Here is a 12,215-nt window from a genome sequence, read left to right on the forward strand (position 1 = left end):
CACGCACAAGAGCCGAGGCAGAACATGGCAAAGGACATGGAACGCGCAGGACGGCGACCAGGACGGGGGCGCGCGGCAAGGCCGAGGGCCGGTCGGACCCCGCCGGCCTCTCTGCCCTTCCCGGCCCTGCCCGCCGGTCCGCCCCCGAAGACCATCCCAGGACCGATGGCCGCGCCGGACCAGGTGCTGGTGATCGCCTGCGGCATGCTGGCGCGCGAGATCCTGGCGATCCGGGACAAGCTGGGGCTGGCGCATCTGGTGCTGAAATGCCTGCCGGCCGAGTTGCATTTCCACCCCGACCGCATCCCCGCCGCCGTCGAGGCGGCGATCCTCAGCGCCCGCGACCTGGGCTTCCGGCAGATCTTCGTCGGCTATGCCGATTGCGGCACCGGCGGCCTGCTCGACAAGGTGCTGGAGCGGCAGGGCGTGGCGCGGCTCGAGGGGCCGCATTGCTTCGCGCTCTACCAGGGCGCGGCGGCCGTTGCGGCGCTGGAGGAGGCGGATGTGACCGCCTTTTACATGACCGATTTCCTCTGCCGGCAGTTCGAGGCCTTCTTCGTGCGGCCGCTGGGGCTCGACCGCCACCCGGAACTGGCGCGGGATTTTTTCGGCCATTACGCGAAGCTCGTCTACCTGGCCCAGACCGAGGATGCGGCGCTGGAAAAGGTGGCGCGGGCGGCCGCGGCCCTGCTGGGCCTGAGCTACGAGAAGCGCCTGACCGGCTATGGCGATCTGGCGCCGGCGCTGCGCCGCGCCACCGGCGGGCCCGGGGAATGAGGCGTCGCTTTCAGGACCGCCGCCGTCGCAGGCCGGAAAGCCGGCCGGGACGGTTTCGGCGATGCTACGCCCAGAAAGCCGGAAAAGGGAGGGAGACCATGGGAATCAACGGGCCGGGCGGCGGGACCGGCATGGCTGCCACACCCGATGCCGCGAGGATCCCGGCGCCGGGGCAAAGGCCGTCGGCTCCGGCCGCGGCCGCGGCCCCGGCGCCGGCGGCGCGGGGGCGGCTCTGGCTCTGGTCGGTGCGCCATGCCCGCGGGCTGGAACGGCTCTACCGCATTCTCGCCGCGCTGTTCCTGCGCCTGCATCCGCTGTGGCAGGCGCTTGGCTATGCCCGCGCCGAACGGCCGGTGCGCTTCGTGGAAAGACAGGTCAAGGGCCTGCTTTTCGACTGCCGGATGTGCGGACAATGCGTGCTGTCCGCCACCGGCATGTCCTGCCCGATGAACTGCCCCAAGCAATTGCGCAACGGCCCATGCGGCGGCGTGCGCGCCGACGGCCATTGCGAGGTCGCGCCCGAGATGCCCTGCGCCTGGGTCAAGGCCTGGGAAGGCGCGCGCCGCATGGCGCAGGGCGACGCCATCCTGGCGGTGCAGAAGCCGGTGGACCGCAGGCTGGCCGGACGCTCGTCCTGGCTCGATGTCACCGCGCGGGAAGCCGCCGCCCGCCGGAGGGATGCCGCATGACCCGTCCGCCCCAGCCGGACGAGAACCCCGCCGGCGCGCATCTGCCGTTGGAGCCGCTGCCCGGCCATGCCTCGCGCGGCCGGCTGGAGCGGGTGCTGCGCCGCGGCGAATTCGCCGTCACCACCGAGCTGAACCCGCCCGACAGCGCCGATCCCGAAGCGGTCTACGAACGCGCCGCCATCTTCGACGGCTGGGTGGACGGCATCAATGCCGTCGATGCCTCGGGCGCGAATTGCCACATGTCCTCGGTCGGGATCTGCGCGCTTCTGACGCGGATGGGCTATGCGCCGATCTACCAGATTTCCTGCCGCGACCGGAACCGCATCGCCATCCAGGGCGACGTGCTGGGCGCCGCGGCCATGGGGGTGCAGAACGTGCTGTGCCTGACCGGCGACGGCGTGCAGGCCGGCGACCAGCCGGGCGCCAAGCCGGTCTTCGACCTCGACTGCATGTCGCTGCTGGAGACGATCCGCACCATGCGCGACCAGCGCCGGTTCCTGTCGGGCCGCAAGCTGGACACGCCGCCGGCGCTGTTCCTGGGCGCGGCGATCAATCCCTTTGCGCCGCCCCACGATTTCCGCCCGCTGCGGCTGGCCAAGAAGATCGCCGCCGGCGCGCAATTCGTGCAAAGCCAGTATTGCTTCGACGTGCCGATGTTCCGCGACTACATGGCCCGCATCCGCGACCTGGGCCTGCATCGCGACTGCTTCATCCTCTGCGGCGTCGGGCCGCTGAGCTCGGCCCGCACCGCGCGCTGGATGCGCGCCAATGTGCCGGGCGTGCATATCCCCGAGGCGGTGATCGCCCGGCTGGAGGGCGCCGCCGACCAGAAGCGCGAGGGTAAGCGCATCTGCATCGACATCATCGACGAGGTGAAGGAGATCGAGGGCGTGGCCGGCATCCATGTCATGGCCTATCGCCAGGAAGAACATGTCGCCGAGATCGTGCACGAATCCGGCGTGCTCAGGGGCCGCAGACCCTGGCGGCGCGAGCCGCGGCCCGACGACGCGCTGGTCGCGGGCCGGCTTGACCGCATCCTGCACGACGCCCGGGCCGAGCCGCCCCAGCAGATCCTGCACCACGCCCGGGCCGCCCATCCCCATCACCCCCCGACCCGGCAAACAGCCGCATCCAGCCAGGAGAACGGATCATGACCCGCACCATCGTCGCTTCGGCGACCCGGGAAATCGCCATCGGCTTCGACCAGCCGTTCTGCGTCATCGGCGAGCGCATCAACCCCACCGGCCGCAGGAAGCTGGCCGCCGAGCTGGCCGAGGGCAATTTCGACACCGTGCGCCGCGACGCGCTGGAGCAGGTGGCGGCCGGCGCCACTATGCTCGACATCAACGCCGGCGTCACCGCCGTCGATCCCAACGCCACCGAGCCGGGGTTGATGGTGCAGGTGCTGCAGATCGTGCAGGATCTGGTCGACATCCCGCTGGCCATCGATTCCTCGGTCACCGCCGCCATCGAGGCCGGGCTGAAGGTCGCGCGCGGCCGGCCGCTGATCAACTCGGTCACCGGCGAGGAGGACAAGCTGGAGGCGATCCTGCCGCTGGCCCGGAAATACGATGTGCCGGTGGTCGCCATCTCGAACGACGAGACCGGGATCTCCATGGACCCCGACGTGCGTTTCGAGGTCGCCAGGAAGATCGTCGAGCGCGCCATGGACCACGGCATCCGGCCCGAGGACGTGGTGGTCGATCCGCTGGTGATGCCGATCGGCGCGCTGGGGGATGCCGGGCGGCAGGTCTTCGCGCTCTTGCGGCGGCTGCGCGACGAGTTGAAGGTGAACACCACCTGCGGGCTGTCCAACATCTCTTTCGGCCTGCCGCACCGGCACGGCATCAATGCCGGCTTCATCCCCATGGTGATCGGCGCCGGCATGACCAGCGCCATCATGAACCCCTGCCGCCCGCAGGAAATGGAGGCGGTGCGCGCCGCCGATGTGCTCGCCGGCAACGACCGCGACTGCGCCGCATGGATCCGCAACTACAAGGACTTCCGCCACGGCACCCAGGCCACCCCGCTCGCCCCGCAGCCCGACGCGAACACCCGCCGCCGCGGCGGCCGGGCGGCACGGCTGGGGGCGTCGGCCTGAACGCATGACCACCGCTTCCAGCCCGAAGGATCCGCTGGTCCTGTTCATGCCCTCGGGCAAGCGCGGGCGCTTCCCGGTCGGCACCAACCTGCTCGAGGCCGCCCGCAGCCTTGGCGTCCATGTCGAAAGCGTCTGCGGCGGCCGCGCCACCTGCGGGCGATGTCAGGTCGACCTGCAGCAGGGGCATTTCGCCAAGTTCGGCATCCTCTCCTCCTGCGACCATATCTCGGCCCGCAGCGACCGCGAGGAACGCTATGACCGGCTGCGCGGCCTGCCCGAGGGCCGCCGGCTGTCCTGTTCGGCCACCATCCAGGGCGACCTGGTGGTGGACGTGCCGCAGGACACGGTGATCAACGCGCAGGTGGTGCGCAAGGCGGCAGGCGATCGCGTCATCGAACGCAGCCCTGCGGTGCGGCTTTGCTATGTCGAGGTCGAGCCACCCGACATGGCAAGGCCGCTGGGCGATCTGGACCGGCTGAAGGCGATGCTGGCGCGGGATTGGCACATCCCCGACCCGGCGGTGCCGCTGCGCCTGCTGCCGCAGGTGCAGAAGCTGCTGCGCCAGGGGGCGTGGGGCGTCACCGCCGCCATCCACCAAGACGAGGACGGCGGCCGCCCTGAAATCCTGGCGCTCTGGCCGGGGCTGCACAATGCCGCCTACGGCATCGCCTGCGACATCGGTTCGACCACCATCGCCCTGCACCTGGTCTCGCTGCTGTCGGGCCGCGTGGTCGCCTCGGCCGGCGCCCCGAACCCGCAGATCCGCTTCGGCGAAGACCTGATGAGCCGGGTGTCCTATGTGATGATGAACCCGGACGGGCGCGAGGCGATGACCGCGGCGGTGCGCGAGGCGGTGAACGGGTTGATCGGCAGGGTCTGCGCCGAAAGCGGCGTGGCGCCCCAGGACATCCTGGACGCGGTCTTCGTCGCCAACCCGATCATGCATCACCTGTTCCTGGGCATCGACCCGACCGAGTTGGGCCAGGCGCCCTTTGCGCTGGCGGTCTCGGGCGCGGTCCACACCACGACGGCCGAGCTGGGCCTTGCCGCCAATCCGGGCGCGCGCGCCTATCTGCTGCCCTGCGTCGCCGGCCATGTCGGTGCCGATGCCGCCGGCGCCACGCTGGCCGAAGGGCCGCACCGCCAGGACCGGATGATGCTGCTGGTGGACATCGGCACCAATGCCGAGATCGTGCTGGGCCATGCCGGGCGGGTGGTCGCCGCCTCCTCCCCCACCGGGCCGGCCTTTGAGGGCGCCGAGATTTCCTCGGGCCAGCGCGCCGCGCCGGGCGCCATCGAGCGGGTCCGCATCGACCCCGAGACGCTGGAGCCGCGGTTTCGCATCATCGGCTCGGATCGCTGGTCCGACGAGCCGGGCTTTGCCGCGGACGCGGCCCGGCTGGGGATCACCGGCCTTTGCGGCTCGGCAATCATCGAGGTGGTGGCCGAGATGTATCTCTCGGGCATCGTCTCGGCCGAGGGGGTGATCGACGGCAGCCTGGCCGCCCGCAACCCGCGCATCGCCGCCAATGGCCGCACCTTCTCGTATCTGCTGCACGAGGGCAGCCCGCGCATCGCCATCACCCAGAACGACCTGCGGGCGGTCCAGCTGGCCAAGGCGGCGCTTTATGCCGGTATCCGGCTGCTGATGGAAAAGCAGGGGGTGGCGGCGGTGGACTGCATCCGTCTGGCCGGCGCCTTCGGATCCCTGATCGACCCGAAATATGCCATGGTTCTGGGGCTGATCCCCGATTGCGCCCTGTCCGAGGTCCGGGCCGTCGGCAACGCCGCCGGCACCGGCGCGATGATGGCGCTTCTGAACCGCGACCACCGACGCGAGATCGAGACCACCGTGCAGCGCATCGAGAAGATCGAGACCGCGCTGGAGCCGCATTTCCAGCAGCTTTTCGTGGATGCGATGGCCCTGCCGCACCGGACCGACCCTTTCCCGCATCTGGCGGAGGAGGTGGCCCTGCCGCGCCGCGATGCCGTGTCCGGCAACGCGGCACGGCGGCGGCGAAGATAAGGCTTGGCGGGGGCCGGTTTGCGCCTGCGCGGCAGGAACGCACCGGCCTCAGGCAAAGGTGAAGTCCGTCCAGTGGCAAGCCGCCGTCTCCGACAATGGACATCCTTATCGTCAGCCCCTATTTTGAACCCATGACCGCCCGCCTCGTGAGCTTGCTGTTCATTATCGCGATCACCGTGGTGACGACGGTGGCGTCGGCGCATGCCGCGCGCATGGTCGCGCTGGACCCCGCCCCTGCGACGCATGCCACCGGGATGATGCACGCCTCCGACGGTGCGAATCCGGACTGTAAAGCGGATGGCCATTGCGGCTCAGGCGATGCGGAAATCTGTGAGCTCGTCTGCGCCGGCCTTGCGGCGATCATCACCTCGCGCACAGGCGCGGCCGATCACGCATGGGAACCCACGCGTCGGGTCTTCCCGGTCGAGGAAACCCATGTCAGCCGCGCACCCGGACTGAACGAGCGACCTCCCAAACCCCGTCTTCTCTGATCGCGCCCGGGCGAGGCCCGCGGCGTTTCGTCGGCTTTGATGAACGGGACGGCATGTCCCGAGGAGATGACCATGGTTGCCCTTTCCGGGACCGACGCAACCGTCGCCGCGGCGCGCTACAACTCCAATCCACGACATGAGGTTCGACCATGAAAAATGATCAAGTCACCAGCCGGCGCGCCGTTCTGGCCGCGGCCGCCGCATTGCCCCTGCTGATGTCGATGCCTGCCGGCGTGCGGGCCGAGGCGCTGCCTTTGGTAAGCGTGACAAAGGATCCGTCCTGCGACTGCTGCAGCGGCTGGGCCGCGCATATCGAGGCGGCGGGCTTCCCGGTCCGGGTAAGCGATTCCGCGGACATGGACGGCGTGAAGCGGCGTCTGGGTGTGCCGGCCGATCTGGCGTCCTGCCACACCGCCGAGGTGCAAGGCTATGTGATCGAGGGCCATGTGCCGGCTGTCGCGATCCGTCGCCTTCTGGCGGAACGACCCGAGGCAACCGGGCTGGCCGTTCCCGGCATGCCGGCCGGCTCGCCGGGGATGGATTTTCCGGGTATCGACCCCGAGCAATACGAGGCGTTCCTGTTCGGCCCCACCACCCGAAGCTTCGGACGCTTCCTCGGCCCGCGCGAAATCTGAACCAGAGCGGCACCACGACCGCTCGTCCTGCCCACGATCGGGGACAGCGCCAACAGCTGAGATCCGTGAAGCAGGTGGCCGATCGCGCCGCCACAAAGGCTCGGTCGTGACCGCCGCCCTGGATGCCTTGGTCGTCCCGGGCCGTGATCGGACCTCGGTCGCCCACCGCCCCGGCGGCCGGGCGACCTCTCCGGGAAACCGACCGATTGGCTTGCCGACGAGAGCATATCTTCGCGCCGCCCCCCGGCCGCCTTACGCCCGGGGCAGGAGCGAACGCTGGCACCGGACCCCGAGGCGCCGCCGCCTCGGGGAGCACGACCACCTGCCCGGGGCACTGGTGCGAGCGGTGGCGGTCTTCATCAAGCGCTGCGACCACCCACCGCCACCACAAGAGCCGCAAGACCGCCAGGCACTTCGGGTTCACCGATCGACAGGCCGCGCAGGCGAGTCTGACCACTAGTCGAATCGGCAATAATCCGCTTACGGTTGAGCAAACAGCGTCATCGGAGGGATCAGTGTCCAGTTTCGCAGAACGCATCGAGGCCCTTGCCGCCCGGTCCAAGACCGCCGAGCGACAGGCCCTCACCGAAGAAGCCACCAAAACCTCGGTGGTCCTGCCTTTCATCCAGGCCCTTGGTTTTGACGTTTTCAATCTTGACGAAGTAACGCCGGAATTCATTGCCGACGTCGGCGTGAAGAAAGGCGAGAAGGTCGATTTTGCGGTCAAGATCGACGGCAAGTTCGCGATGCTGATCGAAGCGAAGCCTATCAGTTCTCGCCTTGGGGATACCCAGTTCAGTCAGTTGTTCCGTTACTTCACGGTAACCGAGGCTCGCCTTGCCATCCTCACCAATGGCAAGGAGGCATGGTTCTTCTCTGACACCGACGAGCCGAACAAGATGGACAAGAAGCCGTTCTTCACGTTCGATTTCCAGAAACACGACAAGGCGCAGCTTGACGAACTTGCCCGCTTCCAAAAAGGCCGGTTCGCGATCGAGTCCATCATCGAGGCCGCATCCAACCTCAAATATACCCAGCAGGCCGCAGCCTATTTGAAGAAGCAGCTGGACGAACCCGATGACGACTTCGTCCGCCTCGTTGGTCGCCAGATCTACGACGGATCGATCACCAAGGGAGTCGCGGAAATCCTTCGCCCCGCAATCCAATCTGCCTTGGACGAAATCATTCGGGACCGAATCCAGGACAAGCTCAGCATCACCCTCCGACCGGAATCCGCTCCGCAGCTCCAGCCGGCCAACGATACCGCCGAGATCGACAGCGAGATCATAACGACCGACGAAGAGCGCGAAGGTTTCATGATTGTCCGCGCGATAGCGGCGAAACATGTTCCGATCGAGCGGGTCACGCTGCGCGATGCCAAAAGCTACTGCGCCATCCTGATGGACGACAACAACCGAAAGCCGATCTGCCGTCTGTACTTCAACTCCGCTACGACCAAAAACCTGGGCGTATTCGACGGGGAGAAGAACGAAACCAAGGTCCGCGTGACAGCACCGTCCGATCTATACCAGCACGTCGAAGCGATCGAGGCCGCAATACAGGCTTACGCCTAGCCCCGCGCCGTCAAGGCCTGCCCCTATCAGCGCCCCTTTCGGACGGGCCAGCCCGGCCCGAGCGGCTTCCCGTTCGCCGCGTGTTGCCTCGGTCAACAGATTGTCCTGCGCAACCGCGCCCTCTCATCGGCAACTTTCCGCCTTCACAAATCAGTGATGGGAGATTATGCCCGAATTGTTAGCAGTTCGTTCCGCATTTGACCCAGATGGATACCGCCATGAGAAAACTAGCCGCTCTCGCCGCAGTTGCCCTGCTTTCGGCCTGCGCCAGCGGAACCCCGATGCAGGAATCAAAGGAAGCCGCAGCGCCGATCCCCGCTGGCAAGGGCCGCGTGATCCTTTACCGTCAAGGGGTCTTCGGCGCGGCGTTCCAGCCCACGGTGAGTTTCAACGGCGTGCCGAAAGGCAAATGTGCGCCGCGTGGCGCTTTCTCGGTCGATCTCGCGCCCGGCAATCACACCATCGAAGCGACCACCGAGACCACCAAGCAGGCGCTCGCGCATGTCGAAGCCGGCCAAACCACCTATGTTCGTTGCGGCATCGGCTTCGGCGTCCTCGTCGGACGCCCGACGCTTGAAGTTGTCCCTCCTGCCACCGGAAAATCGGAAAGCGCCGAACTGGCGTTTACAGGCCGGTATTGATGCGAAACGCCCCCTCTCGGGGGCGTTTCTGTTTCATGGGCCGGGCCCCGGGTCTTTGGAAGGCACGGTGCCGGTTCAGTTCTCGAGCAAGCCTCGGCCGTGGCAAGCTCGGGCAGGCCCATGTACGCCTTGACCATCGGGTCTCCGCGAGGTTCGTGGCCGAACGCGCCAAACTCCACCTCAACCATCCGCCTTGACTCATCGGCCGACCAGGCCGGAAGTAACGCGCGAACTGGTCGACGCCTGGTACCGGGATCGGGCCCACATCAAGTTTCCGGAACGGATCGAACTCTGTCTCGGTCTGTTCCCGGATCCCGAGGCATTCAGGCCGAAGGGGCTCATCGTACGTCAGGCCCGGCAGCGATGGGGGTCCATGTCACCGGCCGGACGTCTGCTACTAAACCGCCGCCTCGTGCAGGCGCCGGTCGATGCCATCGACTATGTGATCACCCACGAACTCTGCCACGTGGCCGAACCCCATCACAGGGCAGCCTTCTTCGATCTCCTCGACAAGGTGATGCCCGACTGGGAGCGCCGGAAGCAGAGACTGGAACGGGCCATGGCCTAAGAACTTCCGAACCCGGTCGCGGCAGCCCCAAACGCGACTCCAATCCAAGCAATTTCAATGGCTTGGATTTCGCCAAGATCTACAGGGGCTTATAAGAAATTCACCAAACGGGCGCAGTCATCAGGTCCAGAGAATATCGCCCTGTAGAGACCGCTTCCTGGCCTCCTGGCAGCAGGGCCAGTGCTCAGCCCCTCCCGCATAACCCTCGAAAACAACGGAAAAATCCGGCCGCAGCCGGATCGGGAGAACGCTTTCGCGGGGGCAAGTGGCGGAGACGAAGGGATTCGAACCCTCGAGACGGTTCCCCGTCTGCACCCTTAGCAGGGGTGTGCCTTCGACCACTCGGCCACGTCTCCGTCGCCCCGTATATGGATCAAGCGCCAAGGAAACAAGGGCTTTTCGACGGGATGACGGATTTGAGAGGGCAAGGCGATTTTCACCGGTTTTCCCGAAACTTCCCGCGGGCTGCACGTGATTCTCGCGCATGATCCGTGCAGGACGTTCTGGTGATGTTCGCATGGCAGCACCGGATTCCGCAGCCGAGCGCGTTCCTGTCCATAGTTGAGCGGGGGTGGCTGGCTGTCGGGGTTCCACTTTATGCCGCCGTCTGGCCAGACGGCGCCTGACGCTTTGCCGCGACGGCACCACCAGCTCGGGCAGGCCCGCGTCAACCCTGCGTCGATTTTCCTGGTGGAAGAGTTCCAGCGTGTCGGCAACCGCTTGGGATTTGCTGGGGCGCTGCGTATCGGCATAGAGTTCGATGACCTGATTCATCAGGGCTTCGGACCGATGGCTCCAACGCGGTGCGCGATTGCCGCAGCGATGGGTTTCCGGGATCAGCGCCGCCGCAGAATACCCAGCCCGTTCATAGCACCGCACCCATTCGAAAGCAGTGCGGCTGCCGGGAAGCTTACGGGTGATGATGTCCGCCCCGGGTCGGACGACCCTGTCACTGGCGGCCCCCTCCCCGACGCGGCGGTGGATTTCGGCAGCCAACCTCTCCTTTTCCTTCAGGTATCCTTCGTGCGTGCGGTTGATGAAGCCGAGCGCTTCCAGATGCAGAAACGCATCGCAAAAGGCCCTGCGCCAGACCACCAGGCGCCGAACCACCTCACGCAACTCGTTGATGACATCGACGGGTTTGCGGCCGCGAATGTCCTGGGTTGTGCGATCGAAATAGCCGGCGATGTAGGTCGTATCCGGGCGGCGCAGCAGGGCAGTCAGTTCTTCATGCGAATGACGTTCGGTGATTCCGGGTTGTCCGAGGCGCTCGAACAGCCCGCCCTTGTCGTCGATTTCCAGCGGGCGCATCGCAACGCCCGCTGTGGTGATCAGATCGGATTTGGAGAAGCGAAACCGGATCGTCATGCCGCCACCTCCGTCAACGCCGGGCGGGTCCGGGCCAGCTTGCGTGCGGCCGCTGCGGCGGCCACGCGGTCAAGATGACGATCGGTGACCAGCATCACCCGGTCGGCAAACTGCTTCGGTGTCGCGGCGGCGACCCTCTCCAGTTCGGAAAGGAAGTTCCGCGCGATGACCCGTTGCATCGGCTTTACGGCCACAGCGATGCGTTCGCCGCCCGTCATTGTCACAAGGAAATCAAAGATATGCTTGGCCGGGCGGCCATCACGACCAACATAATGCACGACGGGCGGCTGGTCCCAGATGTGCTGGATATCGTCACGCACCAAGGTCAGGCACAGGAAGGCATATTCCAGCGCGCTTTCGAATTGCAGGATGCGCGGCGTGTTGAAGCCCGGCAGCTTGGCAACCATTGCGCCCCGAAGACTTGCCCGGGATCGGCGCGATATCGTGCGGGTCGCGTGGCTCGGTTCCGGCCCGCGATAGATCAGGTTCTTATTCATGATGTTCGGAGCGCGTCCGCCACCGACTCATCGGCGATGACGGCACGATCTCCCCCTTTTTGGATGTGCTGAACAGCCCTGCCGGTCACCGCGACCGGCAGGTTGACTTTTTGTTCGACTCGGGGGATGAATGAGGTGTCGGGTACAATCGACATCCAAGAGGGGCGCCTGTTCCAGCAGGGGTCCCTTTTTCATATCCCTATGTCAGCTATGTCCGGTATTCATGCCCTCCTCTGCCTCGTAACGATCGGGAAAGAGCTGCTGCGGCGTGGTCCCAAGCTGGTCGGCGATTTCGCGCTGCACACGATGCGACCGGCGGTAGCCTTGGCTGACCACGGTCACGCTGCTTTGCGAGATGCCGAGCGACCGGGCGATCTTTGCCATGGATGATCCCACCAGCCGAAGCCGGCATTTCAGGATTTCATGGCCCTCGAGATCGACCTTCATGGGATGTAAGTCCTTGGTCTGCAGAGTTGCGCTGCGAATCAGAGATTCGGAAAATCGCCGTCTATGCAACAACTTCTGCGTTGGCTCTCATTTTTGCAGAGTTTGACTGGCAATACATCCGGCCAAACTGAGAATTTACCACGACGCTCGGCTTATTTGGTGCTAACTTCACCGATATCCCCTGCATATAGGGCGATCGAGACCTTACTGCCTAGCCATCATACATTCCGGAGATTGGGATGATTGGGTTGTCTGAAGAAGAAGTAACCGCTCTCGAGGCTGCCAAAGCGTCTGCGCTCGCCGCTCAGATTATTATTGATCGGCTGGTGAGAAAAAGCCGCGATGCTCGCCTGACCGAGATCCTTGCAAGAAAAACGGCCCGGCCTGCTGCCAAGCCGATG

Annotated in this window: 14 protein-coding genes and 1 tRNA gene; 11 read left to right on the forward strand and 4 right to left on the reverse strand. The window is 66.0% G+C overall.

Features of this window, described 5'->3' with window-relative positions:
• Positions 1–165: 165 nt before the first annotated feature.
• From ACFOMP_RS19515 to ACFOMP_RS19560, 10 genes are all read left to right on the forward strand, one after another.
• A complete protein-coding gene (locus ACFOMP_RS19515) occupies positions 166–777 on the forward strand; it encodes a DUF1638 domain-containing protein (RefSeq protein ID WP_289894425.1) in 612 nt (203 codons plus the stop codon).
• Positions 778–875: 98 nt separating this feature from the next.
• Positions 876–1,466, forward strand: coding sequence for a methylenetetrahydrofolate reductase C-terminal domain-containing protein (locus ACFOMP_RS19520; RefSeq protein ID WP_379033668.1), 591 nt, complete (start codon positions 876–878; stop codon positions 1,464–1,466).
• The gene (locus ACFOMP_RS19525; protein ID WP_289894427.1) at positions 1,463–2,620 is read left to right on the forward strand and encodes a methylenetetrahydrofolate reductase; all 1,158 of its coding nucleotides are present in this window, start codon (positions 1,463–1,465) and stop codon (positions 2,618–2,620) included. Before ACFOMP_RS19520 ends, ACFOMP_RS19525 begins: the two co-directional genes overlap by 4 nt.
• A complete protein-coding gene (locus ACFOMP_RS19530) occupies positions 2,617–3,567 on the forward strand; it encodes a methyltetrahydrofolate cobalamin methyltransferase (protein WP_379033671.1) in 951 nt (316 codons plus the stop codon). Before ACFOMP_RS19525 ends, ACFOMP_RS19530 begins: the two co-directional genes overlap by 4 nt.
• A 4-nt stretch (positions 3,568–3,571) precedes the next feature.
• Positions 3,572–5,593, forward strand: coding sequence for an ASKHA domain-containing protein (locus ACFOMP_RS19535; protein ID WP_379033674.1), 2,022 nt, complete (start codon positions 3,572–3,574; stop codon positions 5,591–5,593).
• A 95-nt stretch (positions 5,594–5,688) separates the two neighbouring features.
• Positions 5,689–6,084, forward strand: coding sequence for a hypothetical protein (locus ACFOMP_RS19540; protein WP_289894430.1), 396 nt, complete (start codon positions 5,689–5,691; stop codon positions 6,082–6,084).
• 149 nt (positions 6,085–6,233) lie between these two features.
• Complete coding sequence (locus tag ACFOMP_RS19545; protein ID WP_379033677.1) at positions 6,234–6,719, forward strand: DUF411 domain-containing protein; 486 nt, start codon at positions 6,234–6,236, stop codon at positions 6,717–6,719.
• Positions 6,720–7,234: 515 nt separating this feature from the next.
• Positions 7,235–8,293 carry a type I restriction endonuclease gene (locus ACFOMP_RS19550; RefSeq protein WP_379033680.1) on the forward strand — a complete coding sequence of 353 codons (1,059 nt, stop codon included), beginning with the start codon at positions 7,235–7,237 and terminating at the stop codon, positions 8,291–8,293.
• Between the two features lie 218 nt (positions 8,294–8,511).
• Complete coding sequence (locus ACFOMP_RS19555) at positions 8,512–8,934, forward strand: DUF2846 domain-containing protein (RefSeq protein ID WP_289894433.1); 423 nt, start codon at positions 8,512–8,514, stop codon at positions 8,932–8,934.
• 193 nt (positions 8,935–9,127) lie between these two features.
• Positions 9,128–9,502 (forward strand): M48 family metallopeptidase, encoded by a 375-nt coding sequence (locus ACFOMP_RS19560; RefSeq protein WP_379033683.1) that lies wholly within the window; start codon positions 9,128–9,130, stop codon positions 9,500–9,502.
• Positions 9,503–9,768: 266 nt separating this feature from the next.
• On the opposite strand, the gene ACFOMP_RS19565 is transcribed toward ACFOMP_RS19560, so the two are convergent.
• Positions 9,769–9,858 (reverse strand) — tRNA-Ser (locus ACFOMP_RS19565).
• A 334-nt stretch (positions 9,859–10,192) separates the two neighbouring features.
• Here ACFOMP_RS19565 and ACFOMP_RS19570 point away from each other — a divergent pair.
• Complete coding sequence (locus ACFOMP_RS19570) at positions 10,193–10,948, forward strand: hypothetical protein (protein WP_379033686.1); 756 nt, start codon at positions 10,193–10,195, stop codon at positions 10,946–10,948.
• Here ACFOMP_RS19570 and ACFOMP_RS19575 read toward each other — a convergent pair.
• Genes ACFOMP_RS19575 through ACFOMP_RS19585 form a run of 3 tightly spaced genes read right to left on the reverse strand, consistent with a single transcriptional unit; the run spans position 10,867 to position 11,814 of the window.
• Positions 10,867–11,367, reverse strand: coding sequence for a hypothetical protein (locus tag ACFOMP_RS19575; RefSeq protein WP_379033689.1), 501 nt, complete (start codon positions 11,365–11,367; stop codon positions 10,867–10,869). The two genes, ACFOMP_RS19570 and ACFOMP_RS19575, sit on opposite strands and share 82 nt — an antisense overlap.
• Positions 11,364–11,522 carry a hypothetical protein gene (locus ACFOMP_RS19580; RefSeq protein ID WP_379033692.1) on the reverse strand — a complete coding sequence of 53 codons (159 nt, stop codon included), beginning with the start codon at positions 11,520–11,522 and terminating at the stop codon, positions 11,364–11,366. The genes ACFOMP_RS19575 and ACFOMP_RS19580 overlap by 4 nt, the downstream gene beginning before the upstream one ends.
• 49 nt (positions 11,523–11,571) lie before the next feature.
• Positions 11,572–11,814 carry a helix-turn-helix domain-containing protein gene (locus ACFOMP_RS19585; protein WP_379033695.1) on the reverse strand — a complete coding sequence of 81 codons (243 nt, stop codon included), beginning with the start codon at positions 11,812–11,814 and terminating at the stop codon, positions 11,572–11,574.
• Positions 11,815–12,215: the final 401 nt, after the last annotated feature.

The sequence above is a fragment of the Paracoccus simplex genome, assembly GCF_042648325.1.
GTDB lineage: Bacteria > Pseudomonadota > Alphaproteobacteria > Rhodobacterales > Rhodobacteraceae > Paracoccus > Paracoccus simplex.

Bases quoted from the DNA above. Each gene is read 5' to 3' on its own strand.
- ACFOMP_RS19545 (WP_379033677.1), top strand. From the start codon at position 6,234: ATGAAAAATGATCAAGTCACCAGCCGGCGCGCCGTTCTGGCCGCGGCC.
- ACFOMP_RS19520 (WP_379033668.1), top strand. From the start codon at position 876: ATGGGAATCAACGGGCCGGGCGGCGGGACCGGCATGGCTGCCACACCC.
- ACFOMP_RS19575 (WP_379033689.1), bottom strand. From the start codon at position 11,367: ATGAATAAGAACCTGATCTATCGCGGGCCGGAACCGAGCCACGCGACC.
- ACFOMP_RS19580 (WP_379033692.1), bottom strand. From the start codon at position 11,522: ATGTCGATTGTACCCGACACCTCATTCATCCCCCGAGTCGAACAAAAA.
- ACFOMP_RS19530 (WP_379033671.1), top strand. From the start codon at position 2,617: ATGACCCGCACCATCGTCGCTTCGGCGACCCGGGAAATCGCCATCGGC.
- ACFOMP_RS19525 (WP_289894427.1), top strand. From the start codon at position 1,463: ATGACCCGTCCGCCCCAGCCGGACGAGAACCCCGCCGGCGCGCATCTG.
- ACFOMP_RS19540 (WP_289894430.1), top strand. From the start codon at position 5,689: ATGGACATCCTTATCGTCAGCCCCTATTTTGAACCCATGACCGCCCGC.
- ACFOMP_RS19535 (WP_379033674.1), top strand. From the start codon at position 3,572: ATGACCACCGCTTCCAGCCCGAAGGATCCGCTGGTCCTGTTCATGCCC.
- ACFOMP_RS19555 (WP_289894433.1), top strand. From the start codon at position 8,512: ATGAGAAAACTAGCCGCTCTCGCCGCAGTTGCCCTGCTTTCGGCCTGC.
- ACFOMP_RS19585 (WP_379033695.1), bottom strand. From the start codon at position 11,814: ATGAAGGTCGATCTCGAGGGCCATGAAATCCTGAAATGCCGGCTTCGG.
- ACFOMP_RS19515 (WP_289894425.1), top strand. From the start codon at position 166: ATGGCCGCGCCGGACCAGGTGCTGGTGATCGCCTGCGGCATGCTGGCG.